General features: G+C 57.7%; 16 protein-coding genes. 3 read left to right on the forward strand and 13 right to left on the reverse strand.

Going from position 1 to position 26074, the window contains the following annotated elements:
* Window positions 1–22: 22 nt before the first annotated feature.
* Together A8O26_RS10835 and A8O26_RS10840 are read right to left on the reverse strand one after the other, a co-directional pair.
* Window positions 23–880 (reverse strand): DUF4123 domain-containing protein, encoded by an 858-nt coding sequence (locus A8O26_RS10835; protein ID WP_064117979.1) that lies wholly within the window; start codon window positions 878–880, stop codon window positions 23–25.
* Window positions 871–2919: a type VI secretion system Vgr family protein gene (locus A8O26_RS10840; protein WP_064117980.1), complete on the reverse strand. Its 2049-nt coding sequence runs from the start codon at window positions 2917–2919 to the stop codon at window positions 871–873. Before A8O26_RS10840 ends, A8O26_RS10835 begins: the two co-directional genes overlap by 10 nt.
* A 374-nt stretch (window positions 2920–3293) precedes the next feature.
* On the opposite strand from A8O26_RS10840, the gene A8O26_RS10845 reads away from it, so the two are divergent.
* Window positions 3294–4595 carry an OprD family porin gene (locus A8O26_RS10845; protein ID WP_064117981.1) on the forward strand — a complete coding sequence of 434 codons (1302 nt, stop codon included), beginning with the start codon at window positions 3294–3296 and terminating at the stop codon, window positions 4593–4595.
* Window positions 4596–4726: 131 nt separating this feature from the next.
* Here A8O26_RS10845 and A8O26_RS10850 read toward each other — a convergent pair whose 3' ends face one another.
* The 10 genes from A8O26_RS10850 to A8O26_RS10895 form a co-directional block, all read right to left on the reverse strand.
* Window positions 4727–5320 carry a hypothetical protein gene (locus A8O26_RS10850; protein WP_437339879.1) on the reverse strand — a complete coding sequence of 198 codons (594 nt, stop codon included), beginning with the start codon at window positions 5318–5320 and terminating at the stop codon, window positions 4727–4729.
* 72 nt (window positions 5321–5392) lie between these two features.
* Window positions 5393–6331 (reverse strand): carbohydrate kinase family protein, encoded by a 939-nt coding sequence (locus A8O26_RS10855; protein WP_064117983.1) that lies wholly within the window; start codon window positions 6329–6331, stop codon window positions 5393–5395.
* 13 nt (window positions 6332–6344) lie between these two features.
* Window positions 6345–7841: a xylulokinase gene (xylB, locus tag A8O26_RS10860; protein WP_064117984.1), complete on the reverse strand. Its 1497-nt coding sequence runs from the start codon at window positions 7839–7841 to the stop codon at window positions 6345–6347.
* A gap of 290 nt (window positions 7842–8131) precedes the next feature.
* Window positions 8132–9604 carry a mannitol dehydrogenase family protein gene (locus A8O26_RS10865; RefSeq protein WP_064117985.1) on the reverse strand — a complete coding sequence of 491 codons (1473 nt, stop codon included), beginning with the start codon at window positions 9602–9604 and terminating at the stop codon, window positions 8132–8134.
* Between the two features lie 15 nt (window positions 9605–9619).
* The gene (locus A8O26_RS10870; RefSeq protein WP_064117986.1) at window positions 9620–10723 is read right to left on the reverse strand and encodes an ABC transporter ATP-binding protein; all 1104 of its coding nucleotides are present in this window, start codon (window positions 10721–10723) and stop codon (window positions 9620–9622) included.
* Window positions 10724–10888: 165 nt separating this feature from the next.
* Complete coding sequence (locus A8O26_RS10875; RefSeq protein ID WP_034154211.1) at window positions 10889–11719, reverse strand: carbohydrate ABC transporter permease; 831 nt, start codon at window positions 11717–11719, stop codon at window positions 10889–10891.
* 8 nt (window positions 11720–11727) lie between these two features.
* A complete protein-coding gene (locus A8O26_RS10880) occupies window positions 11728–12654 on the reverse strand; it encodes a carbohydrate ABC transporter permease (RefSeq protein ID WP_064118362.1) in 927 nt (308 codons plus the stop codon).
* 155 nt (window positions 12655–12809) lie between these two features.
* Window positions 12810–14120, reverse strand: a complete 1311-nt coding sequence (locus tag A8O26_RS10885) for an ABC transporter substrate-binding protein (RefSeq protein WP_064117987.1) — start codon at window positions 14118–14120, stop codon at window positions 12810–12812.
* 340 nt (window positions 14121–14460) lie between these two features.
* On the reverse strand, window positions 14461–15366 hold the full coding sequence (locus tag A8O26_RS10890) for an AraC family transcriptional regulator (RefSeq protein WP_064117988.1): 906 nt from the start codon (window positions 15364–15366) through the stop codon (window positions 14461–14463).
* A gap of 90 nt (window positions 15367–15456) precedes the next feature.
* On the reverse strand, window positions 15457–16344 hold the full coding sequence (locus tag A8O26_RS10895; RefSeq protein WP_064117989.1) for a hypothetical protein: 888 nt from the start codon (window positions 16342–16344) through the stop codon (window positions 15457–15459).
* 331 nt (window positions 16345–16675) lie between these two features.
* On the opposite strand from A8O26_RS10895, the gene A8O26_RS10900 reads away from it, so the two are divergent.
* Window positions 16676–20539, forward strand: coding sequence for a hypothetical protein (locus tag A8O26_RS10900; RefSeq protein ID WP_064117990.1), 3864 nt, complete (start codon window positions 16676–16678; stop codon window positions 20537–20539).
* A 41-nt stretch (window positions 20540–20580) separates the two neighbouring features.
* On the opposite strand, the gene A8O26_RS10905 is transcribed toward A8O26_RS10900, so the two are convergent.
* Entirely contained in the window at window positions 20581–21873 is a 1293-nt protein-coding gene (locus A8O26_RS10905) for a glycosyltransferase (RefSeq protein ID WP_064117991.1), read from the reverse strand.
* Between the two features lie 286 nt (window positions 21874–22159).
* Here A8O26_RS10905 and A8O26_RS10910 point away from each other — a divergent pair, with 286 nt between their 5' ends.
* On the forward strand, window positions 22160–26047 hold the full coding sequence (locus A8O26_RS10910; RefSeq protein ID WP_064117992.1) for a hypothetical protein: 3888 nt from the start codon (window positions 22160–22162) through the stop codon (window positions 26045–26047).
* Window positions 26048–26074: the final 27 nt, after the last annotated feature.

Consider the following 26074-nt stretch of genomic DNA (forward strand, 5'->3'; position numbering starts at 1 on the left):
TCCGTTCTGTTGTCGCGTCGCCCTAACGTTGGGCGACGGCGGCTGATTCCAGGAGCCGATCTACTTTGATAAACGACTCGTCCTTAGATTGCAGGATCGCCATGATCTCAGGCTGTGTTGCGAATAGCGGACCGTTCACGGCATGGCCAAGCTTGAGCAGGTGATCACCGTCATAAATGTTGCTTTTGAGCAGCAGGTCGAGGTTGTCGGCGATGTCGTTCAAGCGCTCATCGTCTGGCTCTTCAAACGCTGCGTATTCCTCATCCACCCAATAAGCCCATCCCAGGCGCGCTTGAACTTGCGCGGCAGCCTCAGGAAGATTGAATGCCGCTTTGTCACCAAGCCACGTCGATTCCTCGTTGGCTTTCCAGGCCAACCATGGACCGCGCTGCTGACCGAAATGGATCGGCGCAGGGCAGTAGACAGCGTTCCAGCAACCGAGCAACTGGTCGAAGGTTTTCCCCGCGGTAAACGCCAGCGCTGCCCACAGACTCGGTTTGTGGAAGCTCAACAAGCTTTGCCCACCGGAACCGTCGTTGGCTCTGAGCAGCCAGCGCGCGTGAGCCAATGCTTTTTCGGGATCAGGTGTTGAGATTGCAATTCCCGAAAAGCGTTCCTCACAAAGTGTTGCCGCTACGTTTGCCACTTTGCTGCCCCGAGGGGCCACCAGCCACAACGGGCCATCAGGAATCTCGGCGAAGTCGGTGCTGAAAAACAGCCCTTGAGAAACCACCGGTTCGCCTACTCGATAGAGTTGACTCAAGGCTTGCGGCTGAAGCCCCTGGTCGATGATGAAGCAGAGCGACTCGCTCGCAGCCGGCAGGTCGGAAAAGTTGTAGCGAGGCTCTGCGAGCAGAGTGTTCAGCGCTTTTACATGCATGTGCAATCCTTACGGCTGCAAGCGCCGTTGCTTTGTTTTCCGCACAGCGGTGTGATACCGGACTCATTCAGGCGGGCGGGGAGTGGTGCTTTACCAGCCTTATCGGCATCCGCCACTTTCATAGGCCCCGGCAACAGAGGTGCCGCAGGCGTCCCGACCCCAGGCGAGCCGCCGGTATTGATCTTCACCTCGGCGCCGCTGATGGTCACACCACCGGCATCCACCTTCACAAAACTCCCACCAGCCTTGGCCGTGAGCTCCATTGCGCCTTCGACCACAACCTTCTGGCCGGCGTAGTAATGGATTTCTGACCCGGCCTCGACAAACTGCGCAGTCCCCACCTTCAAATGCTGTGTCACACCCACCGTCAGGTGATCATCCGCACGCATCTCGCTAATCCGATCCAGATGCGTAATCCGGTGCTCTTCAACCTTGAACTCGCTCAGCGTATTGGCTTCAACGGTGTCGTGCCGTTCGTTACCGACGCGAATCTTCTGGTCGTGCTCGATGTTCTCGTCCCAGTCGCGCTGGGCGTGGATGTAGATCTGCTCGGCGCCTTTCTTGTCTTCGATGCGGAATTCGTTGTAGCCCTTGCCGCCCGGTGAGCTCAGGGTCTTGAAGGTGCTGCGGGTTTTGTTTGCCGGCAGGTCGTAGGGGACGACGTTTTCCTTGTGGTACAGGCAACCGGTGACCAGTGGCTGGTCGGGATCGCCTTCGAGGAAGGTGACGAGGACTTCCATGCCGATGCGCGGGATGGCGATGCCGCCGTACGCTGCGCCGGCCCAGCCGCTGGCGACGCGCATCCAGCAGGTGGTTTTGTCGTTGGATTGACCGTCGCGGTCCCAGTGGAATTGCACTTTGATGCGGCCGTATTGGTCGCAGTGGATTTCTTCGCCTGCGGGGCCGGTGACGACGGCGGTCTGGCTGCCGAGGACTTTCGGTTTCGGGTGCTCAAGGGCAGGGCGGTAGTGCGCGTCCCAGGGGGTGGCGAGGAAGCTGTTGCGGTAGCCCTGGTGGAAATCGCTTTTGTGGTCGGTGACGTCGCTGGTGACGTTTTCGCCGAGCACTTGCGGTTGTTTGCCTTCGTGGAAGACTTCCAGCAGCAGCCACAGGTCGTTCCACTCGGCGCGCGGGTGTTCGGCGAGGGTGAGGAAATGGCCGCTGGTGAGGGTCGGTTCGTCACCTTTACCTTCGGCGAGTTTGTAGTCGCTGCGATGGCGTTCGAGGGCGCGGGTGGAGAGGAACTTGCCGCGCTCGCGGGTGGTGAAGCGGCCGGGGTAGTCGTAGTCCTCGAGGTCCGGGGCGAACTCGGTTTTCACCGCGCCTTCGGGGAGGATCTTCGGTTTCTCGAAGTCGTAGTCGCGACGGCTGACGCGGGTGGTGCGGGTTTCCAGGCGCAGGTTGAAGCGCTTGATCACCGGTTTGTCGGCGGCCATGCCGGAGTCTTGCTGGTAGCTCACCGGTTTCAGCTTGCGGAACACCGTCTGGTCGTCGCCGAACACCAGTTTGTGGCCGCTGCTGCTGTGCTGGAAGTGGAAGTGAATGCCTTCTTCTTCGCACAGACGCTGGATGAAATGCAGGTCGGATTCGTCGTACTGCACGCAGTAGTCGCGCTGCGGGTATTCGGCGCCGAGCTGGAAGCTGTAGGCGTCGGCAAGGATGCCGCGATCCTCCAGCACCTGGGCGATGATCTTCGGTACGGTCAGTTGCTGGAAAATCTGCTGATCGTGGTTGTGCCGCAGGTACGCCAGTTGCGGTACCAGGCTGAGGCTGTAACGGGTCAGGGTCTTGCCGGAATCGCCCTGCTCGATGCGATAGACCAAACCATGGATCTTGCCTTCGCCGGTGGCGCCAAAGGTCAGGATGCCGGGCTTGTGCAGCAGTTCTTCGAGTTTCAGGTCGGGGCGGGCGCTGACCAGTTCGAGGTCAAAACGGAACGGTTCGTTGAGGGCTTCGCGACCGGTGAAGCTGAGGACTTGCAGGTCGGCGTTGGCGCCTTCAAGCGTGAGGGTGATGTGGGTTGCGTTGGCGTCCAGCATGCCTTGAATTCCGTCCGTTGAATAAGCAGGGGACAGATGATGGAGGATTAAACCGCCTCGTTCAAGGCGCAAATGCCGTAGGAACCCGTTCCGCGAAGCCTGGGGGAAACCCTTAGACAAGGCCTTTCGCCCAATGAATACGGGCGGTTCGGGGAGGCGCCCGGCCACAAATCAGCTGACTCTGAGCGTACGGGCGCAGAGGAACAGGCAGTCAGTTTCAGACTAAAGTCGCCTTTAATGCGTAAAAGCCATCTGCCATCATCGCTGTTCACCCCTGCGTGTTCACTTCTTCCCGGCTCAGACTGACCCGGGACGGGAGCTATTTTTCTGGCTTATTGCGCCCGTGCGCAAACGCTGCATTGTTGGAGTTTTTCATGCGTCCCCCATTTCCCCTCATCACCCCGCGCCAGTCGTTTGGCTTCGGAGCCTTTGTGCTGTGCGCAGGTTTTACCGCACAGGTTCAGGCCAGCGGATTCCTTGAAGACACCACGGCGAAAATCGAGTCGCGCACGGTGTACTTCAACCGCGATTTCCGTGATGGGAACACCTCGAACGCTCAGGGCGCCTCCAAGCGTGAAGAGTCGGCACAGGGCTTTATTCTTAATCTGCAATCGGGCTACACCGAAGGCACGGTGGGTTTCGGTATCGATGCACTGGGCATGCTTGGGTTTCAACTCGATTCTAGCCCGGACCGCAGTAACAGCGGCTTGCTTCCATCGAGCGGCAACGACCCGCGTGGTTCGAAAGGGCAGTACGCAAAAATGGGTTTGACCGCCAAGGTCAAGGTTTCGGACACGGTGCTGAAGTACGGCGCGCTGCTGCCGGATCTGCCGCTGCTGAAATACAACGACGGTCGTTTGCTGCCGACCATGTTCAACGGCGCCATGTTGACCTCTAAAGAGCTGAAAGACCTGACCTTCATGGCCGCGCGCCTGGACAAGTACACCGCGCGCGATTCCACTGATTCGCAAGACATCCGCGTGCACTGCAAGAACAAGCGCTACGCCTGCAACACCACCGCCGATCATTTCGACATGTACGGCTTCGACTACAAGATCAACGATCGCCTGACCGCGCAGTATCACTACGCAGAACTGGAAGACATCTATCGGCAGCACTTTGTCGGGCTGCTGGGTAATCAACCGTTAGGCGGCGGTGTACTCAAGGCGGATCTGCGGGTGCTGAAAAGTGCTGACAGCGGCGATGCCAAGGCCGGTTCCATTGATAACCGTGCGTTGAGCGGCCTGTTGTCCTATGCGCACTCTGGTCACACGTTCAGCGCCGGATGGCAGCGCATGAACGGCGATAACTCGATGCCGTACCTCGATGGCAGCAACCCGTATTTGGTCAACTATGTGCAGGTCAACGACTTCGCCGCCGCGCAGGAACGTTCCTGGCAGTTGCGTTATGACTATGACTTCAAGGCCATTGGCATCAACGGTTTGAGCTTCCTGACCCGTTATGTGAACGGTGATCACATCAAGGTGTTGGGCAGTGATCAGGAAGGGAAAGAGTGGGAACGCGACAGCGAGTTGAAGTATGTGATTCAGACGGGCACGTTCAAGGATGTGAGTCTGCGTTTGCGTAATGCGACGTATCGCACCAACTACGAGAAGTTTGCCCGGGATGTGGATGAGACACGGTTGATTGTGAGTTATAGCTTTTCGGTGTTGTAAGGCATTGATCTGTAGCGTCTGATCGACTGCTATCGCGAGCAGGCTCGCTCCCACATGGGTTCAATGTCGGACACAGCCTCTGTGTTCACTGAAGATCTATTGTGGGAGCGAGCCTGCTCGCGAAGGCGTCCTTACAACCAATGCCAGAACCGGCTCCAGAACCCCCGATTCAAATCATCCTTGCACCCGGCATACTGCCGCGCATACACATCCGAACGATTCTGCACTTTGCGCGCCGTCGGCATCAGCCAGGCTTTGCTCGCGTAGGTCTTGTTGCGAAAGCCGCCCCAGCCTTCGTGATAGTTGAGGTACTGGTTGTAGGCGTCGTACTTGTACACGCCGTTGATCGAGTAGGTCTTGTCCATGTACCAGCCGACAAAGTCGATGGCGTCGTCGAAGTCTTCGCGATCGGCTCCGCCGCGGCCAGTACTTTTCTGATAGTCGGCCCAGACTTCATCCTTGGCTTGCGCGTAACCCGAGGCGGTGGAAACGCGGCCCCACGGGATGACCCAGAGCAGGTATTTGCGCGGCGTCTTGGCGTCGTAGCGGTAGCCGGATTCTTGATACATGATCGCAAAGGGCACCTGAATCGGCACGCCCCAGCGTTTTTGCGTGACTTGCGCCGCGTCGTACCAGTCGCTTTTTTCGCGGAAGATTTCGCAGATGTCTTCCGGCGAACGGGGCGGCGAGGTGCCGCACCCGCTCAGTAGCGTTGCCAGTGTCATTAGTCCAAGCGTCTGCCCGTAATTCAAAAGCCGTTATCCCGTCGTGCGCAAAAAGGCCGACAGTCTACGCGCTCAGCTCAATTGGTGACGATAGGGCAGATCCGGGCCGGTCTTGCTGCAGGTCAGCGCGGCGGCTTGTACGGCGAACTTGAGCATGGCGTCGATCTGCTCGCGAGCGAGTTGCTGCACGCCCTCGACCGAGTCCAGACCGTGCTCGGTCAACCAGGTGATCAACGCAGCCTGGAAGGTATCGCCCGCGCCAACGGTGTCGGCGATCTTCACCGAGGCCGCCGGCACTGACCATGTGCCGTGCTGGCGGCTGAACACCGTGGCGCCGTCGCCGCCACGGGTGAGGAAGACGATCTGGCAGCGATGCTCGAGCCAGCCTTCAATCACGCGCTGCGGGTCCTGTTCGGGATAGAGCAGGCTCAAGTCCTCATCGCTGACTTTGATCAGATCGGCCAGTGGCACCAACGTGGCGATGCGCTCGCGCCACAGGTCGATGTTCGGCTCGGGATTGAGGCGCACGTTCGGGTCGAGGGTGATCAGGCGCTTGCCACTTTCACGCTGCACCAGTGCGAGCAGGGTGTCGCCGATCGGCTGCACCACCAGCGAGAACGAGCCAATGTGCAGGCCGCGTACCTCAGGGCCCAACACTGGCAGATGCGCAAGACTCAGTTGTCGGTCCGCGCAGCCTTCACCGCGAAAGCTGTAGTGCGGCGAGCCATTGGCGCCCACGGCGACCATGGCCAGCGTGGTCGGTGCGGCGAACTCCACCAGATAGTCCGGGCACACACCTTCGTCCTGCAGCACTTGCTGCAAACGACGGCCGAGGTAGTCGGTAGACAGTCCGCCAAACAAGGCCGAGTCCACGCCCAGACGGCGCAAACCGACGGCGACGTTGAACGGCGATCCGCCGGCAATCGCCTTGAAATTCACTTTCGAGGCCAGACCGCTGGCGTCGTCTTCGCTGAAAAAATCAAACAGGGCTTCGCCACACACCAAATACATAATTGTTTGCTCTTTATAGGGTTGCGACATGCTGTTGATAGCGTTCGTAGGCCTGCTGGAACGCCGCGACGTTGGCGGCGATCGGCAGGGTTTCACTGCTCAGGTCCAGCGTCACGCAGCGCTGGCACAGGTCGGCGAGGCTGTCTTCGTGGCCGTTCGACCAGGATTTGCACCACGCCGCTTGTATCGCCGCGCCAAGGGCGGCGGCTTCGCTTTGCTCGGTACAGATCACCGGGGTGTTCATGATGTCGGCGACGATCTGCCGCCATACCGCGCTTTTCGATCCGCCGCCGATCAGGCAAATGCTGCGGCTTTGTAAACCATTCTGGCGCAGCAAATCCAGCCCGTAGCGCAAACCGAAGGTGGTGCCTTCGACGGCGGCGCGGCACAGATTGGCCTGCGTCAGGTTATCCAGCGTCAAGCCGTGCAGGCTGCCGGTGGCATGGGGCAGGGCGGGGACGCGCTCGCCGTTGAGGAACGGCAGCATGTTCACGCCGTCGGCGCCGATGGGGGCCTGGGCGACGAGGTGGTTGAATTGTTCCAGGTCGAGATTGAACAACTCACGAATCGCCCCGGTGGCGTTGGTCAGGTTCATGGTGCAGATCAGCGGCAACCAGCCACCGCTGGAGGAACAGAAGGTTGCGACCGAAGCATCCGGGCTGACTTTCGGCACGTCGGAGTACGCATAGACGGTGCCCGAGGAACCGAGGCTCATGGTGATCGCGCCGGGTTGAATATTGCCGGTGCCGATGGCGCCCATCATGTTGTCGCCGCCACCGCTGGAGACGAGCGCGTTGGGGTTGATGCCGAGCTGTTCGGCTATCGCCGGAAGGATTGTGCCGACCGCTTGGTGCGCGTCAATCAGCTCCGGTAGCGCGGCTTGCAGGCGCCCGCTGGCGTCGATGTCGCGCAGCAGTTGCAAGTCCCATTGGCGGGTGCGTACGTTGAAATAGCCGGTGCCGGAGGCGTCGCCGTATTCGCTGCAGGCGCGGCCGGTCAGCCAGAAGTTCAGGTAGTCGTGGGGCAGCAGGATGCGCGCGATGCGTGAGAACACCACGGGGTGCTGTTCTTTGGTCCAGAGCAGTTTCGACACGGTGTAGCCTGGGGCGATGACCACGCCCAAGCGTTCCAGCGAGCCTTTTTCGCCGCCCAGATGAGTCAGCAGACGATCGTTTTCGGCGCTGGTTTCGGTGTCGCACCAGAGCTTGGCCGGGCGCAGGACTTCACCTTGATCGTCGAGCAGGACCAGGCCGTGTTGCTGGCCGGAGACGCCGACGCCGAGGACCGCCTGACCGTCGACATTCGCCGCCAGTAGTGCGCGGCGGGTGGCGAGGGCGAAGGCGTCCAGCCATTGCTGGGTATCTTGTTCGCGGCGACCGTTGGCGCCGCTGATCATCGTGTGCGCGGCGGCGCCCTGACCGAGGACTTGACCGCTGGCGGCGTCGAGGATGATTGCTTTGGTGCCTTGGGTGCCGCAGTCGATGCCCAGGAAGAGTTGTTGTGTTGTCATGTGTGAACCACTCGGGGTGTGGTGAAGATCAAGAGCTTACCCCCTCACCCCAACCCTCTCCCCCAAGGGGGCGAGGGGGAAAGGGAGCCGATCGGGGGGCTGTTCAAAACCTGAGTTCGACTCCGGTTCTCTCAACCGGGGCTGTTCAAAACCTGAGTTCGACTCCGGTTCTCTCAACCGGGGTTGTTCAAATCCTGAGTTCGACTCCGGACGTTCAGGTCGGTGTAACTTGTACAAACCACTCGGTCAGTCCCCTCTCCCTCTGGGAGAGGGCTAGGGTGAGGGGCTTTTCAGGCGAGAATCCGCTCCAGAGTCCGCGTCACACCCTCCTCGCGCAAGCTATTGCAGCACCACTCAAACGCCGCGACAAACTCCGCCGAACGTGGTATCGCCGTGCCGAAAATCTCCTCAACCGCCAACAAACGCTGGGTAATTAAAGCATCGTCCGCCACCAACGCCTGACAAAACGTCGCCCGTGGATCAGGAATCGAATAGGTATCACCATTCTCATCCACACCCTTCAAATACAACGCCCACGCCGCCACCACCAACGCCGCACGCTTGGTCTCCTGCCCATCGGCAATCAACCGGTTGATCGTCGGAATGGTGAACTTGGGAAACTTCGACGAACCGTCCGAACACACCCGCTCCAACTGATCGGCAATCGCCTGATTGGAGAAGCGCGCCACCAGCGTGTTTTTGTAATCGGTCAGATCAATACCCGGCACCGGCGCCAGTTGCGGCGTCACGTCCAGATCCATATAGGCGCGCATGTAACGCACGAACAGCGGGTCGTTCATGGTCTCGTGAACAAACCGATAGCCCTTCAAAAAGCCCAGATAAGTCAGCGCCAGATGGCTGCCGTTGAGCAATTTGATCTTCATTTCTTCGTAGGGCGAAACATCGTCGGTGAACTGCACGCCGACCTTTTCCCAGGCCGGACGACCGTTGACGAATTTATCCTCAAGCACCCACTGCACAAACGGTTCGCAGACCACCGGCCAGGCATCGTCTACGCCGTGTTTGTCGGCCAGTTGCAAGCGGTGCGCGGTGCTGGTCATCGGTGTGATGCGGTCGACCATGGCGTTGGGGAAACTGACGTTGGCGTCGATCCAGCTGCACAGATTGCTGTTGCGCAACGTGGCAAATGCCAGCAGCGCCTTGCGGGTCACGGCGCCGTTGTGCGGCAGGTTATCGCAAGACATGACGGTAAACGCCGGGATGCCCGCCGCCCGGCGTTTTTCCAGGGCTGCACACAAGAAGCCGAACACGGTTTTTGGCGCCTCGGGATGGGCCAGATCGTGCTGGATCTGCGGCAGGTGCGCCATGAACTCGCCGTTGCTGTCGTCGATGCAATAACCGCCCTCGGTGATGGTCAGCGAGACGATGCGGATCTGTGGGTCGGCAAGTTTATCGATCAACGCCTGAGCGCCGTCCTCGGCCAGCAGCATGTCGCGAATCGCGCCGATCACACGGACTTCGGTGTCGTCGCTGTCACCGAGTTCGAACAGGGTGAACAGGTAATCCTGTTCCTTGAGGTCATCGCGGGCGCGGCGGTCTTCGGCGCGCAGACCGACGCCGCAAATGGCCCAGTCGAGGGCTTCGCCGGTGTTCATCAGGGCATCGGTGTAATACGCCTGATGCGCGCGGTGGAAGCCGCCGACACCGATGTGCGCGATGCCCTGGCGCGTGTCGCTGAGGCTGTAGACCGGCAGTTGCACTTCGGCGGCCAAACGTTGGAGATTCTGTTGGTTGAGTTTCATCGGGAGTTCTCGAAATCAGGCCGCAGCGCGCAGCGGACGGGTCAGCGCGACACCTTCGGCATCGAATAAATGGCAGTGTGCAGGGTCCAGGTGCAGGCTCAGTTGTTCGCCGTAACGGCTGGCCAGATCACCGCGCACGCGCATGGTCAGAGCTTCGCCGGCGTTGGTGGTGACGTGGCAGAAGGTGTCGCTGCCCAGACGTTCGCTGACGTCAGCAGTGACTTGCAGGGTGCAGTCGCCCGGTTGTGCAAGTTCCAGATGTTCCGGACGAATACCCAGGGTCACGGCGCTGCCGACACTCAGATTACCGGCGCTGAACGGCAGGGTGATGCGCGTGCCGGCGTCCAGTGAGACCTCGCAGCTCTGGCCGTCGACGCGGGCAATCGTACCTTTGAGAAAGCCCATTTTCGGCGTGCCGAGGAACCCGGCGACGAACAGGTTGGCGGGGTTGTGATACAGGTCCAGAGGCGAGCCGACCTGTTCGATCTTGCCGCCATTGAGCACCACAACCTTGTCGGCCATGGTCATCGCTTCGACCTGATCGTGGGTCACGTAGATCATCGTCGCTTGCAGGTCTTTGTGCAGGCGCAGCAGCTCCAGACGCATCTGCACGCGCAGCGCAGCGTCGAGGTTGGACAGCGGTTCGTCAAAGAGGAAGATTTTCGGGTTGCGCACGATGGCGCGGCCAATCGCAACGCGCTGGCGCTGACCGCCGGAGAGCTGCTTCGGCTTGCGCTCAAGCATCGGCCCAAGCTCAAGAATCCGCGCCGCTTCGCCGACTTTCTTCTCGACTTCGGCTTTCGGCACGCCGGCCAGATCGAGGGCGAACGACATGTTCTTCTTCACGGTCATGTGCGGGTACAGCGCGTAGGTCTGGAACACCATCGCCAGATCACGCTTGGCCGGGCTGACTTCAGTGATGTCGCGGCCATCGAGTTCGATGGTGCCGCCACTGACTTCTTCGAGGCCGGCGATCAGGCGCAGCAGGGTGGATTTACCGCAGCCCGAGGGGCCGACGAAGACCACGAATTCCTTGTCGTTCACCTCAAGGTCGATGCCTTTGATGATGGAGAAACCTTCGAAGCCTTTTTGCAGATTCTTGATTTTCAGGTTGGCCATGATGATGGGCCTCCGCAATTTATTATTCAGATGAACCGGATCGGCTTTTCTGTGGGAGCGAGCCTGCTCGCGAAAGCGGTGTGTCATCCAACCCTGATGGCGACTGACACGGCCCCTTCGCGAGCAGGCTCGCTCCCACAGGGGATAGTGTTGGGTTCGGGATCTTCATTTCACGGCGCCAAAGGAGAGGCCGCGTACCAGTTGTTTCTGGCTGATCCAGCCGAAGATCAGAATCGGTGCGCACGCCAGGGTCGACACCGCCGACAACTTGGCCCAGAACAAACCTTCCGGGCTCGAATACGATGCGATCAACGCAGTCAGTGGCGCAGCTTTCGAGGAGGTCAGGTTCAGCGACCAGAACGCCTCGTTCCAGCACAGGATCAGCGACAGCAGCACGGTGGAGGCGAGGCCACCCTTGGCGATCGGCAGCAATACGCGAACCATTTCCTGCCACAGCGTGGCGCCGTCGAGGCGGGCGGCTTCGAGGATGTCTTTGGGGATGTCCTTGAAGTAGGTGTAAACCATCCAGACCACGATCGGCAGGTTGATCAGCGTGTAGATCACGATCAGCGCGATGCGCGTGTCGAGCAGGCCGAAACTCTTCGCCAGCAAGTAGATCGGCATCAGCACGCCCACCGGCGGCAGCATTTTGGTCGAGAGCATCCACAGCAGCGTGCCTTTGGTGCGCTGGGTTTCGTAGAACGCCATCGAGTACGCTGCCGGCACCGCGATCAACAGGCACAGGGCCGTGGCACTGAAGGAAATCACCACCGAGTTCCAGGCGAAACTGAAGTAATCGCTGCGCTCGTTGATGTGCAGGTAGTTCTCCAGCGTCGGCGTGAAGATGAACTGCGGCGGCGTGGCGAACGCGTCGATTTCGGTTTTGAAACTGGTCATCACCATCCAGAAGATCGGGAAGAAAATCACGATCGCGATGGCCCAGGCCAGGGTGCCGAGCAGCAGGCTTTGCAGCCGGCGGGATTGTTGGAGAGTCATGGCAGGCCTCAGGCTTTGTCAGTCAGGTTTTTGCCGATCATCCGCACCAGAATGATCGCGGCGATGTTGGCGATGACCACGGCAATCAAGCCACCCGCCGAAGCCATGCCGACGTCGAACTGCACCAGCGCCTGGTTGTAGATCAGGTAAGCGAGGTTGGTCGAGGCGTAGCCGGGGCCGCCGTTGGTGGTGGTGAAAATCTCGGCGAACACCGACAGCAGGAAGATCGTTTCGATCATCACCACCACGGCAATCGGCCGCGCCAGATGCGGCAGGGTCAGGTGCCAGAAGATCGCGATCGGCCCGGCACCGTCCAGGCGCGCAGCTTCTTTCTGTTCCTGGTCGAGGGACTGCATGGCGGTCATCAGGATCAGGATCGCGAAGGGCAGCCATTGCCACGAAACAATGATGATGATCGACAGCAGCGGGTAGTGCGCCAGCCAGTCCACCGGCTCGGCACCGAACAGCTTCCAGACGTAGGCGAGGATCCCCGAGACCGGATGGAAAATCAGGTTCTTCCAGATCAGCGCGCCTACCGTGGGCATGATGAAGAACGGCGAAATCAGCATCACCCGCACAATGCCGCGACCGAGGAATTCACTGGCCTCCAGCAAGGCACTGATCAACACGCCGAAGACCACGCTGATCAGCAACACGCTGCCGACCAGCAACAACGTGTTGGTAGCACCGGGCATGAAGCCCGAGTCGGTCAGGAAATAGGTGAAGTTCTCAAACCCGACGAACTGGTTTTCACCGGGGTAGAGCAGGTTGTAGCGGATCATCGAGAAGTAGATGGTCATGCCCAGCGGCACGATCATCCACAGCAGCAACAGGGCCACCGAAGGGCTGACCAGAAACCAGCCGGGGTTGCGTACGCGGACTTTGCGCTGGGGTTGCGACAAGTCGAGGTGGGCTTTGGCAGTTGAAGTATTCATGGCGATCACAACCGAGTCATACAGACCTATGGAGATCCCATGTGGGAGCGAGCCTGCTCGCGAAAGCGCTGGATCAGTGCCATGTGTATTGGCTGGCACGACGCCTTCGCGAGCAGGCTCGCTCCCACAGGAGGCAGGAGCAAGTCGTTCAGCGGTTACTTGGGATAACCGGCGCGCTTCATCTCGCGTTCAGTGGTTTGCTGCGCGGCAGCCAAGGCTTGATCCACTGTGGTCTGGCCGATCAGCGCCGCCGAGAACAGCTTGCCGACCTGCGTACCCACGGCCTGGAACTCAGGAATGGTCACCAATTGAATGCCGATGTACGGCACCGGTTTCAGCGTCGGTTTGCTTGGGTCGGCCGCTTTCAGCGACTCCAGGGTGACTTTGGCGAACGGCGCGGCGCTCATGTAGGCGTCGCTGTAGGTCGAAGCGCGAGTGCCCGGCGGGACGTTGGCGATGCCGTCGGTCTTGGCCACCAGTTCGCCGTACTCTTTGGACGTCGCCCAGGCGCTGAATTCCTTGGCGGCGTCTTTGGCCTTGGAACTGGTCGGAATCGCCAGCGCCCACGAGTACAGCCAGGCCGAGCCTTTGTCGGTGACCTGATGCGGGGCGAAGGTGAAGCCAACGTGGTCGGCGACCTTGCTCTGGGTCTTGTCGGTGACGAACGAGCCGGCGACGCTGGCGTCGACCCAGATCGCGCATTTGCCGCTGTTGAACAGCGCGAGGTTTTCGTTGAAGCCGTTGCTGGACGCACCCGGCGGGCCGGATTTCTTCATGGTATCGACGTAGAAGTTGAGGGCGTTTTTCCACTCTGGCCCGGTGAATTCCGGCTGCCATTTTTCATCGAACCAGCGCGCGCCGTAAGCGTTGGCGACGGTGCTGATCAGCGCCATGTTCTCGCCCCAGCCGGCTTTGCCGCGCAGGCAGATGCCGTACTGTTCTTTGTCTTTTTGGGTGAGTTTTTCCGCGAACCCGGCGATCTGTTCCCAGGTCGGACGCTCGGGCATGGTCAGGCCGGCATCCTTGAACAGGTCGGTGCGGTAGTAGGTGATCGAGCTTTCCGCGTAGAACGGCAAGGCGTACAGCGAACCCTTGACTGACAGGCCCTCACGCACCGACGGGAACACATCGTCGAGCGCGTAACTGGGGGGCAAATCCTTCATCGGCTCCAGCCAACCCTTGGCGCCCCACAGTGCCGCTTCGTACATGCCAATGGTCAACACGTCGAACTGGCCGCCCTGGGTGGCGATGTCCGTGGTCAGACGTTGACGCAGGACGTTTTCTTCCAGCACCACCCAATTGAGCTTGATGTCCGGATGCTCGGTCTCGAAAGTTTTCGAGAGCTTTTGCATGCGGATCATGTCGCTGTTGTTGACGGTGGCGATGGTCAGGGTCTGGGCGCCAAGGCTGACGCTGCTGAGGGTCATGCAGGTGAGGGCAAGCAGAGCTTTTGCAGTGGGTTGCATCGTGCACTCCTTTTCTGCGTCCGGTGGGAGGCAGAAAGACAGTTATTGTTTTTGTGTCTTCCGGGGCAGGAAGAATGTGCACTGATTACAGCCTTCAATTGCCGGACTGACAAATCATCCCTAGCACTTGAATCGATACTTTTTTGCACTGGGGTTTGTCGGGGTTAACGCAGGGAAGGGCTTTGCAGCGGTCCGGGGCTGTCGGATGCGTACAGGTTTTCAGAACGCTGCTATGTAAATGTGGGAGCGAGCCTGCTCGCGAATGCGTAGCTTCAGCCGCCAAATCTGTAGCTGATACAGCGCGTTCGCGAGCAGGCTCGCTCCCACAGGTATGGGGTTATCAGAGGTGGTTTTGTTCGGTCAGGCGTTGCACCGCCAGGCGTCGATAATGCGACGGCGTCATGCCCTTGAGCTGCTGAAAGCGCCGGTTGAAGTTGGAAATATTGTTGAACCCCGACTCGAAACACACCTCGGTCACCGGTTTGTCGCCATCGGCCAGCAATTCGCATGCCTTGCTGATGCGCAGGCGATTGACGAATTCGATGAAGTTGCGCCCCGTGGCCTGTTTGAACACACGGCTGAAGTAGGTTGGCTTCATGCCCAGATGCTCGGCGACTTCTTCCAGGGTTATCTCCCGGGCGTAATGCGTGAAGATGTAATCGACCGCGCGGTTGGTGCGATCGATGTTGTGTTCATCGGCCAGTTGCGGCGTTGTCGCGCCAGACAACAGTTGATAGTCGTCACAGGCCGCAAGCAACTCCATCAGAATGAAAAAGTGCCCAAGGCGGGTAATGCCTTTGGAGTCGGCAATGCGCTGCATCAACGTCATGGCGTGGCGGATCGTGCGTTGGCTGCGGAACTCGATGCCGTACTGCGCGCGTTCGAGCAGCGGCGCCAGTGTCTTCAGCTCGGCGAACACCTGATGGCCACTGTCGAACAGCTCATCGGTGAAGTTGACCAGCATGTCGCGCTTTTCGACCACTTCGTCTTCCGCCACCTGGCTGATCCAGTTGTGCGGCAGATTCGGGCCGGTCAGGAACAGCGTCTCAGGATAGAAGTTGCCGATGTAATCGCCGATGAACACCTTGCCGGAGCTGGCGACGATCAGGTGCAGTTCGTATTCCTTGTGAAAGTGCCAACGCACTAACGGGCAGGGAAAACCGTGCTGACGATAGATGATGGACAACCCGTTGTGGTCATCCATCAACTCGTACGAAGGGTCGGTCACGCGGGCGGTTCGAGTCATGACGGGCTGCTTTTTTTGTTATCGCCTGCCGATCATGCCTCGTTTGGCGTGTGCTACGCCAGTTTGCGGTTGTCTGTTCGTCCGCGCGCCTCAACCGGCCTGTAGACGCAGTGCCACGGTTTTATCGAGGGCCTTCTGCACATTGGCCATTTGACAGAAAAACACGATGTTGGAGTTTTTAAGAAAGTCGAAGTTGATGATGTTGCAGCGCTTCGCCCAGTCGGTTTTGCTTGGGTCAAACCACAGGTCCAGTTCATTCAAAATGCGCTGCGGGCCGCCAACGGTGTAGCTGGTGGCCGACAGCGACCAGAAGTCCCACTTGGGAGGAGTGAGTAGGACGTTGGCGATGTAGCTGTGCAGGTCGGAGGTGTTGACCAGCGTCTGGCCGATCCAATGGTGGTCGATCTGCAGCAGGAAGCGACTGTCTTTGTTCTCGCGGGTCATGGGAGCGGCAACCACCAGACGTTGCAGCGGGCTGATTTTCTTCAACTGGCCAAGTGTGAGATGCCGATTGTTTTCCGGAATTAGCCGTTCGCCGAGGTGCGTCAATATCAGCTGTTTGAACGCTGCATAATTGAATGCAGTATCGCCCGAGGCGAGTTCATGGAAATCGAGAATAATGAACTCATTGGGACTTCTTTCAAGAAACGCTTTTATGTCGCGTACCAAGTCACCCAAGTTGCGCGTGGAGCGATAGTTGTTGTGCTGAAAACGGAACTTGTCGAGGTCTTGCCCCTTGTTGTCGTACACCAACCGAAGGTCCAGCGCCCTGGCACCGCGATTCAGTTGTGAGAAGAACGAGATGTCCTGGCAGGCGAGCCAGTTTTTCCCTGGATACAGTGGGTAAGATGCCTCCCAGTCACAGCCGGCATTGTGCGTGCCAGGCAGTGTCAGTTCACGAAGCGTGAGGTTGTCCAGTTCCGCAGTTGCGGCCATCCATTGGTGCGTTGTGAAGTCTTCTTGGTTGTAGTTGTTCATGTTGCACATCCTCTTTACGGTAATAACGGTAAGTGTCGGAGGGTGTTTATAAGGTGGTTTATTTATTGTGCCAATCGTTGTTTTGATGCAAGTAGTGTAGTAGTTGAAAGTTACAGTTTGATAGAGGATTTCATGGGTGGGGTGTGCAATTAATTGTTCCGTTTTTGCTGTTTTAAAGTGTGCTGATAATAATTTGAAATTAATCTGTGCTTTTATTGTGTTGATCAATATTACTATTCTGGCGTTTCCCGTTGTTGTGCTGGAAGTGAACAAGGATTGTTCACTGGCATGATGAGATGTAAGGGCGTACCTCGTTCAGGATGAAATATTTATGATGCCTTCGTTATATGGACATTTGCCCGGCATTGATCTTCACGCGGCACTCGCAGAGTCCGCGAGCAGGCAGCAAAAATGGGATGAGCAGGAAAAACAGCGTGTCGTTGAAGCGCTCACTGAGGCTATCGCGCAAAAACCGGACGCGGCGCATGTGGATGTTCAGGCGCTTTTTGTTGCGCGAGTCAGTGGCTCTGCGCTGGATGCCATTCATGCGCCGGCACGCAGGGCCTTGTTGGCGCTCATCGACGAGCAAGGAATCCGCAAACAAAACGCCCTGACCGCCGACACACTGATCGGCGTCGACCCCAATGCCCGATTGTTTGCCGTGATTGACGGTTATCAATGGCCGTTGTCCACGGCGTTTGTCGGTTCCGCGCTCGATGAAGATGAACTCGGCAGGTTGGCTGCGTGTGCGGCGCTCACTGGCGGCTATGTGTTCTCCGCTGAGGTGATTGGAGTCGAACAGTGGCTGCGATTTGAACAGTTTATTGTGCCGACCAGCGTTGCCGATACGAAAAACCTGATTGCGTTTGTGCAGTTCAAACTGCCGGCCAGGCCGCCCTTGGGTGACTACCATGAGCTGCTCAGGGCACCGGTGAGTTCGCCATTCCACCTGTCGCAGGCAGACAGGTCGATCATCAGGGAGATGTGCGCACAGTCGGCATCCGCCAGCGCCAGCTTGTTTCAGTTCCTCAATATCAAGAATTTCAATCTGATTCCGCCCAATGATCGGCGTCGGCACGCGGCGAGCCTGTTGCACGCGCTGCTGAATCGGCCCCGGGCGAGGGCGCTCGGCAAGGCGCTGCATGAACGTCTTGAGTGGCATCTTGAGACGGATGACAGCGCAACGAGTGAGCGGCAGCTCAAACTCATGATTGCCGCGGCACTGATTATCAGCTTGAGCCCTGCGCAAGAGCCCGACGCCGGTTATGACGTGTATCGGCCGGAGACTGCGCAGTGGACGGCGCAGCAGGTGCAGGAAGATCTCGAGCGTTATCTGGTCGACAACGGCCGGGTCGATGCCGATCACGCGCCCTTGGCCGCCTATCTCTTGCTGTGCGGTAACGCCCCCGAATGTGTCGTCAAGGAAACACCGGTCGGCCTGTCGCTGGAAAAACCGCTGTGGGTGGTTTTAACGCAAGCCGTGGCGTTGATCGAACTGGCGGCGCCGGGCGCATCACGCATGATGACCCATGCGCAAATCATGGCGTTTTCGCAGCTCTCGCCGGTCACGATCGAGCTGCAGCAATTGCACGAATTGACGGCCGTCATGCCGATCGTCCACTGGGCAGTGATGAACAGGGTGATCCCTTATCGCGCCGAGAAAGACTACGACAAGGACACTTTGCTCAAAGCCACGGCGTACTTCACTCGATACATCGAAGCGCTGCATCAATTGGAAAATGGCTTGACCATGGCACCGCCGGATCGGCGAAAGCTCGGTGTCGCCGAGCTGACCAAAGTCTTGCCGAAAGGACCCTACCTGGAACAAAAGGCATTCAGCTTCAACTATCAGGGCTCGATCCGCGAAAGAAACTGGCTGGACGCGCTCAACTTCGTTAATCCAGCCGGCATCGTCATAGAAGCTTATGACTACCTTGTCAGTGAAACCGGAGCTGATGAGATGCAATTGTCGAAGTTGCTGCGCCTGCGCTTCTCCATGCTGGATTTATACCTGTCTGGTGATCTGCTCGAAGACGGGCGACTCTCCAGCCGGTTCAAGACTCGCGACAATTTCAATCCTCCCGCCGGCGCTTTTGCCAACTTGTCTGAGTTACCGGCGCTCGACACGTTGTACGAGGCAGCCTTCGAGCAGTACTACCAGCAGGTGCAGGAAAGTCTGACTTCGGTGATCAAAATGACCATTGCCAGTTTGCCCGAGGCGGACAGGGACGTGCTCAACAATGGCAACCTGAGCCTGTATACCGTTCGCCAGGAGGTCAGCAATTTCACCCCGGGTTTCGAGACTCAAATGCAACGCGATGAGATGAAAGGGCGCTATGGCCTGATCCTTTGCAGTTCCAATGGCAATGAACACCGTTGCTACGAATTGTTCACCTTGCGTGGTGTGTGCCGTGAACGTCCCGCGTTCGTGGGGATGCTGCAAAGCAGCGGCATCATCGATGATGTTCCGAGCCTTTCTTACGTAGGTGGCAACACCGCTTTTCAGCCGAAAAACCGATGGCGTCTATGGCCTCTGGACTTCGCCGCCTACCGTGAGGGCAGCGAACCGCGCAATGGCGAAGTCTCCAGAGTGGTGGTCGAGAAACTCTGGCAAATCGCTGTACAGGCAGAGGATATCCAGCCGGTTGCCTTGTTTTTCTCGGCACAATTGCACCGTTTCGCCGACTTCATCATCACTCATCATCCCGTCGCTCCGCGCCAGGCGTTGTACGACGCGGTGACGCCGCGCACAGAACTGGAACAGTGGCGCCTGGGCAAGGATGCAGTACAGAACGCATTTATAGACTTGGTAGTTCCATTTAAAAGGTGTGTTGAAGACATCAAAACGGGCAATGCGCCACGGGTGGTCGAGGGCATTGGTGGTTGCATTCTGGACGGTCTGGCGGTGCTGGGACTCCTGATCGGTCTGGGCGCGACGGTTGTCAGCGTGATTGTCAAAAGCGCTTCAACGACGGCAAAAATGCTCAGCATTGCCAAGGCTGGCGGGCGCGTCGTCGCGGCGCTGGCGAACCCGGTCGATGGCGTGCCGACGCTGGTCTGGAAAGGTCTGCGCAAGGTTCCGCGAGGCCTGCTGTTACTGAGCGACGGTGCGGTCAGTGCCGCACACACGGCCACCGGGCAATTGCGAAAGTTGACCGGTACGCAGCGGGCTCAGGATTTGATCGAGGCGGGGCGACTCCGCGGTCATTGGCGCGCCCCGGGCAAACGGGCTGAAGCCGTCAATCTGGCCGTGCTGCAAGAAGATGCCCATTGGTATGCGATGAGCGAACTGGCCAATGGCAGTTGGAATTGGCGGGTTAAATATCACCAGTTAATGAGTGCGCCGCCTGCGCGGTGGTTCTTTAAGGTCAAGGACTTTGGTTTCACCCGCTTCTACGTCAAGAAGGCGCTGCGTATTGCCAGGCTTAAACTCGATAACGCCATTTCCCAGTTCATAGGATCACCCGCCGAATTAGTCCGTGACGTGGTCAAGTACGTATTTGGCAGCGACAGTACCGCCGCGCTGAAACTGGTCTTCGAAAATCTATCCGCCATGCGCAAGGATCTGGACTCGCTGACATTGGCCAATGTTGCTTTCAAGCAAGGTGACAACGGGGTGTTGGCGGCGTTGCGCCCAGCCGCTTACAAGCGGTGGAAAAACGGCATCGAGACGGGGGCCGAACTGGAGGGAGAGGCCAACAAGTTTCTGGATATCTACCCCGAACAACTGGATGACTATTATCGTGTACTGAACTATGACAATCCGGGCGATGCGCTGTTGAGCGACGTGTTGATTCATGAAATGGCGCACGGCGCGCCGCAGGCGTTGGATCTTTATCACACGCGTGCGCTGGTCGATCGGTCACCGGCCGAGTTTGATATCACCGGTTTGCTTGAGCTCGCCCGCAATGCCGACAAGGCGCACCCGGACACCTTGCTCAATCCGAATGTCCGAATGGCTCATCGAGAGGGATTCAGGGAGTTCGAGGGGGCGTTATCCAGCCGATTGCCGATCATTCGCAGCCATCCTGCGTTGGCGAACGCGCAATCGTATGCATTGGCCGCCAGTTTGCTGAGTCAGCGCAAAACCCACGCTGTGGAGTTTTACCAGAATATTTATGAAATCGAGCGTGCACTCGATATCACCGATGATGACCAGTTCATCCAGTACACGATATCGCTGGTTCTGGCGTGAAGGCTGCAAGCCGGGCACTGCCCGGCTTGTGTGGAACGGAATCAGGCGTTGCGGTTTTTCGCTTCAATCCACTGAGACATGTATTGAGTGCTCTTGTGCAAATGATGGCGCAGCATAGTGCCGGTGAAATTGCGCGTTCTGAGTGCCTGTAGATGCTGCTGGCAGAATCGCAGTTTCTCAATCAGCGCCGGGCCATGTATGTCGCGCTGATAGCGCTCGCCAAGCAAGGTGTTGGCGGCTTGTTGTGCGGCGTGCCATTGGCTTTCGTCCTGATAGAGCTGAACGGCACGATGGGCGAACTCGCTGGCGCTGTGCGTGACAGCACCCGGCCAGACGGCATCGCCGTGCATGCCCTCGGCGCCAATCGGCGTGGTGACACTGGGCGTGCCGCACAACATCGCATCGAGCAGTTTGCCCTTGATACCCGCGCCGAAACGTAACGGCGCCAGACAAACCCGCGCTGCGGACATGACCTGTAAGGCATCCTCGGCCCAGTTCAATACATGAAAACCTTGTGCGGCGTTGTGCAACGCCGTGGCTTTAGGGGGCGTGTAGGCGCCGTAGATGTGCAGTTGTGCCTGCGGCAATTGCTGGCGAATCAGCGGCCAGACCGTCGATTTCAGCCAGAGCACCGCGTCCCAGTTCGGCGCATGCCGGAAATTGCCGATGCTGAGGAAGTGCGCGCGCTCGCCAAATGCTTTCGGTGCGGCGGTCGGCAGATCAACCATCAGCGGGCACCAATGCAATTGTTGGCGCGGCAAGCCGAACTGCTCGATCAGCAAGTCGATTTCCACTTCGGAAATCATCAGGTTCAGATCGCAGCGGTACAACGCCGCGACTTCGCGCTTGGCCAGGTCAGTGTTGGCCATCAGTTCGAATTCTTCGCGCAGTGCCGGAGCAAACAAGGCGCTGAAGTCATCCTGAGCGTGGTCGGCTTTCAAGTGCTCCTTGAGGCGCTGGTGGCGCGCGTGGCGCAGGCTCTGCAGGTCGGACGTTTCCAGCACGCGCAGGGCGCCGGGGCACTGTTGTTCGACGCGCCAGCCGAATTGCTCCTCCATCATGAACTGATCGAACAGAACGATATCCGGCGCCAGTTCGCTGATGAACGTATCAAAGCTGCTGTTGTTGAGTTCGATCGGCACTTCACGAATGCCCAGAGCCGTCAGATCCGCCTTGTGCTCGCCGACGCCGGCGGGACTGCTAAAGGTGATTTCCCAGCCTTGTTGCAAAAACGTTTCGAGAATCTGCATGACGTGCCCGCTGGCCGCCGAGGAACGTGGCTCGGGCCAGACGTAACCGATGACGAGGACTTTGGTGGCGTGCGGATGAATCATGACAGGCATCTCTGTAAGGCGAACAGGCGGAAAAGTTTGCCATTAAACCACAAAGTTTGATCATGATTAACTTGTATGCGTTTTTGTTGTTTAAGTGAGTGTGGTTATTGCTTGATGTGTATTGTTGGCTTGATCCGGGTTGTTTATATAATTTGAAACTTAGTAGGGCTGTTGGTCAGTGGCTGTTCTGCATACTCTTGGATTCTCGTAAATGTGCTGCAAGTAATCTTCTTGTCGGACATTTGGGTTGGACTTATTCAGAATAATATTCAAGAGATAAAAATCAATGACAACGTTACTGGTCGACAATCTATCTGACAGTGATTCAAAAGCTGCTCTTGTCAGTCGTATCGAAAACCGCGAGCAAGCGGACCAACTGGAAAAAGACAGCATCATCAAGCGGTTGAAAGAGGCCATCGCCGATCGTAAAGAGACGGTGAAAGTTGCCTTGCAGTCGCTGTTCATTTCCCGGGTGCCCGGTTCTACGTTTGATGATGTGAATGAACCTGCGCGTATTGCGCTGGTGAAAATCATTGATGAATTGCGCATCCGCCAAATGAATTTGATCTTGGGTAGGCCCTTGATCGGGTTTGATGAGCAATCCGGTTTTTTTCACCAGGTCGATGTCGATCGCTGGCCGCTTACCCATGGCCAGGCTGATTCCAGTGCTATAGAAGATGAACTGGGCATGCTCACTGAGTGTGCCGCGCAAACCGGTGGCTATTTGTTTTCGGATGAAGTGATCAGTGTTCATCAGTGGCTACGTTTCAACAAATATATCCTCCCGACCCGTGTCGCCGAGACGAAAAACCTAATCGCATTCCTTGAGTTTAAGCTGCCGTCAAGCCCACCGTTGGGCGACTACCATGAGCTTCTCAGATCATCTGAAGATTCACCGTTTCATCTGTCGGTGGCTGACCGGACGATTATCAAAGAAGTTTGCGCGCAGGCGGCATCCGGTCGTGACAGCTTGCTGCAATTTCTCAACATCAGAAATTTCAATGTGATCCCAGCCGTTGAGCGGCGTCAGCATGCCGCGGTCTTTCTCGAGACGTTGCTTGGCAATTCGAAGGCGAAGGCATTGGGAATGACGCTGCATGAGCGTCTTGAGTGGCACCTTGAGACCGATGACAGTGCAACGACCGAGCGGCAGCTCAAACTCATGGTCGCCGCCGCACTGATTATCAGCCTGAGTCCCTCTCAGGGGCCACTGCCCAACGCCGCTTACGAGGTGTATCGGCCGGAGACCGCAGAGTGGACAGCGGAGCAAGTCCGAGATGATCTGGAGCGTTATCTGGTCGATAGCGGCCGGGTCGATGCCGATCACGCGCCCTTGGCAGCCTACCTTTTACTGTGCGGTAGCGCACCTGAGTGTGTTGTTCAGCAGACGCCAGCCGAACTAACACTGGACAAACCGGTGTGGGTGGCTTTGACGCAAGCCGTGGCTTTGATTGAGCTGACTGCGCCAGGGGCATCGCGCTTGCTGTCCTATACGCAAATCATGGCGTTCGCGGAACTCTCGCCAGTAACGATTGAACTGCAGGAATTGCACGAAGTGACGGCCATTCTTCCGATCCTCAATTGGGCGGTGATGAATGGTGTCGTCCCGTATCATGCCGAGAAAGACTACAACAAGGAAACTTTGCTCAGCGCCACTGCGTACTTCACTCAATACATTGATGCATTGCATCAATCGGGAAAGGGGTTGACCAGTACGCCTCCTGATCGCAGAAAGCTCGGTCTGGCCGAACTGGAAAAGCTAATGCCTAAGGGGCGGTACCTCGAACAGAAGGCTTTTAGATTCAATTATCAGGGCTCTATTGGCGAAAAGAGTTGGTTGGATGCGTTCAACTTTATCAATCCTGCGGGTATTGTCCTGGAGGGATATAACTACACCGTCAGCGAAATCGGTATTGATGAGATACAACTGTCGAAAGTGCTTCGACTGCGATTCTCGATTTTAGACTTGTACTTGTCTGGTGATCTGCTCGAAAACGGGCAACTTTCCAGCCGGTTCAAAGCAAGCGACGATTTTAATCCTCCCGCTGGCGCTTTTGCCGATTTATCCAGGTTGCCCGCCCTTGATGCGCTGTACGAAGCGGCGTTCGAGCAGTACTACAAGGGCGTGCAGGAAAGCCTCGCTTCAGTCATCAAAATGTCCATTGCCAGTTTGCCGGAGTCCGACAGGTATGCGCTCAACAATGGCAACTTGAGTCTGTATACGGTTCGCCAGGAGACCAGCAATTTCACACCAGGGTTAGAGACACAAAAACAACGCGATGAGATGAAAGGGCGCTATGGCTTGATCGTTTGCAGTTCTAACGGCAATGAACACCGATGCTACGAATTATTTACGTTGCGAGGCCTGTGTCGTGAGCGTCCCGCGCTCCTGGGGCAGTTGCAAAGCAGCGGCATCATCGATGAGGTTCCGAGCCTTTCCTTCGTCGGTGCCCGGACTGATTTTCAGCCCCAGAAGCGATGGCAACTATGGTCTCTGGACTTCGCGGCATACCGCGATGGCAGCGAACCGCGCGGTAGCGAGGCCTCCAGAGTTGTGGTCGAGAAACTCTGGCAGGTTGGCGTGGAGGCAGAGGATATCCGTCCTGTCGCGTTGTTTTTTTCACCGCAATTGCAAAATTTCGCCAACTTCATCATGACTCACCATCCCGTCGCACCTCGTCAAGAGTTGTACGACGCAGTGACTCCGCGCACAGAACTGGAGCAGTGGCGCGTAAGTAAGGAGGCCACGCAGAACGCATTTTTAGACTTGGTCGTTCCCTTCAAAAAGTGCGTTGAAGACATCAAATCGGGAGATGCGCCCCGAGTGGTCGAGGGCATTGGTGGTTGCGTCCTTGATGGGTTGTCCGTGTTGTTCTTGCTGATCGGTCTGGGCGCCACGGTTGTCAGTGTGATTGCCAAAACCGGGTCAACGACGGCGAAATTATTGAGTATTGCCAAGGCGGGCGGGCGCGTTGTGGCCACCTTGGTCAATCCTGTCGATGGCCTGCCGACACTGGCCTTGAAAGGTGCACGCAGGGTTCAACGAGGGTTGCTGTTGTTGAGTGACGGCGCGGTCAGTGCCGCGCACACGGCGTCTGGGCAGCTGCGAAGGTTAACCGGTGGTCAGCGATCCAGCGATCTGATCCAGGCCGTGCGCCATACTCATGTGAACCACGGCACTTGGCGGGCCGCCGAGAATGCGGTCGAGGCAATCGATCTGGCGGTGTTGCAACGCAACAACCAATGGTATGCGCTGAATCTACGAACCGGTGGAGCATGGGGGCCGAAGCTGAAGAACTTGAAGCTCGCGGACTTTTCACTGCTGCGGCTGTTCCGTAAACCCAAACCCCATAGCTATACCCGTGGTTACGTTAAAAAAGCGATTCCACACGCGAAAGGCAAACTTGATAACGCCATTTCGCAACTTGTGAGGAATTCTCGAGAGCAAGAGATCCGCGATATGGCGAAGTGCTTGTTCGGCAGTGACACCGACGAAGCGCTGACGCTGATTGCCGACAACTTACGCGCAATGCGCCAGGATCTTGACCGTGTGACGCTGGCCAATATGTCTTTCCGGCAAGGCCCGGAAAAAGTGCTGGCAGCATTGCGTCCGGCAGCCTACAAACGCTGGAAAACCGGTATTCAGACAGGCGCTCCATTGAAAGGCAACGCACAAAAATTTATCGACATCTACCCCGGAGAACTGGATGACCACTTTCGTGTGGCGAACTATAACGAAGCCAGACTCAGTGACGTACTGATTCACGAACTGTCTCATGGAGCGCCTGACTTGCTGGATTTGTATTACTGTCAGACGTTCGCCGGCAAGGTGCCGGCCGAATACGACGTCATTGGCTTGGCTGAACTGGCTCGGGACGCACGAAAGGCACATCCCAAGAACCTGTCCAATCCGCATCATGAACTGGCTTACCCCAAGGGATTTGAAGAGTTTGAAGCAACTCTCGACTCGCGTCGCACGATCGTTCGTAAAAACCCCGCACTAGTGAATGCGGAATCTTATTCAGTGGCCGTGGCGATGCTGCATCAACGAGAAACCGACTATGCGGTGTTCAACTTCAATCTTTCCGCTCTGCGCAATGCCTTGAAGAACACCGAGCAAGGGCAATTTCTCAAAGGCACGTTACTGCTTAACATGACAAAACATCCTCACTGAAAACAGCAAGCCGGGCATGGCCCGGCT

The sequence above is a fragment of the Pseudomonas fluorescens genome (genome assembly GCF_001648775.1).
Taxonomy (GTDB): Bacteria; Pseudomonadota; Gammaproteobacteria; order Pseudomonadales; family Pseudomonadaceae; genus Aquipseudomonas; species Aquipseudomonas fluorescens_M.

Excerpts from the sequence above, each read along its gene's own strand:
- A8O26_RS10835 (WP_064117979.1), bottom strand. The coding sequence starts at position 880 with ATGCATGTAAAAGCGCTGAACACTCTGCTCGCAGAGCCTCGCTACAAC.
- A8O26_RS10840 (WP_064117980.1), bottom strand. The coding sequence starts at position 2,919 with ATGCTGGACGCCAACGCAACCCACATCACCCTCACGCTTGAAGGCGCC.
- A8O26_RS10845 (WP_064117981.1), top strand. The coding sequence starts at position 3,294 with ATGCGTCCCCCATTTCCCCTCATCACCCCGCGCCAGTCGTTTGGCTTC.
- A8O26_RS10850 (WP_437339879.1), bottom strand. The coding sequence starts at position 5,320 with ATGACACTGGCAACGCTACTGAGCGGGTGCGGCACCTCGCCGCCCCGT.
- A8O26_RS10855 (WP_064117983.1), bottom strand. The coding sequence starts at position 6,331 with ATGTATTTGGTGTGTGGCGAAGCCCTGTTTGATTTTTTCAGCGAAGAC.
- xylB (WP_064117984.1), bottom strand. The coding sequence starts at position 7,841 with ATGACAACACAACAACTCTTCCTGGGCATCGACTGCGGCACCCAAGGC.
- A8O26_RS10865 (WP_064117985.1), bottom strand. The coding sequence starts at position 9,604 with ATGAAACTCAACCAACAGAATCTCCAACGTTTGGCCGCCGAAGTGCAA.
- A8O26_RS10870 (WP_064117986.1), bottom strand. The coding sequence starts at position 10,723 with ATGGCCAACCTGAAAATCAAGAATCTGCAAAAAGGCTTCGAAGGTTTC.
- A8O26_RS10875 (WP_034154211.1), bottom strand. The coding sequence starts at position 11,719 with ATGACTCTCCAACAATCCCGCCGGCTGCAAAGCCTGCTGCTCGGCACC.
- A8O26_RS10880 (WP_064118362.1), bottom strand. The coding sequence starts at position 12,654 with ATGAATACTTCAACTGCCAAAGCCCACCTCGACTTGTCGCAACCCCAG.
- A8O26_RS10885 (WP_064117987.1), bottom strand. The coding sequence starts at position 14,120 with ATGCAACCCACTGCAAAAGCTCTGCTTGCCCTCACCTGCATGACCCTC.
- A8O26_RS10890 (WP_064117988.1), bottom strand. The coding sequence starts at position 15,366 with ATGACTCGAACCGCCCGCGTGACCGACCCTTCGTACGAGTTGATGGAT.
- A8O26_RS10895 (WP_064117989.1), bottom strand. The coding sequence starts at position 16,344 with ATGAACAACTACAACCAAGAAGACTTCACAACGCACCAATGGATGGCC.
- A8O26_RS10900 (WP_064117990.1), top strand. The coding sequence starts at position 16,676 with ATGATGCCTTCGTTATATGGACATTTGCCCGGCATTGATCTTCACGCG.
- A8O26_RS10905 (WP_064117991.1), bottom strand. The coding sequence starts at position 21,873 with ATGATTCATCCGCACGCCACCAAAGTCCTCGTCATCGGTTACGTCTGG.
- A8O26_RS10910 (WP_064117992.1), top strand. The coding sequence starts at position 22,160 with ATGACAACGTTACTGGTCGACAATCTATCTGACAGTGATTCAAAAGCT.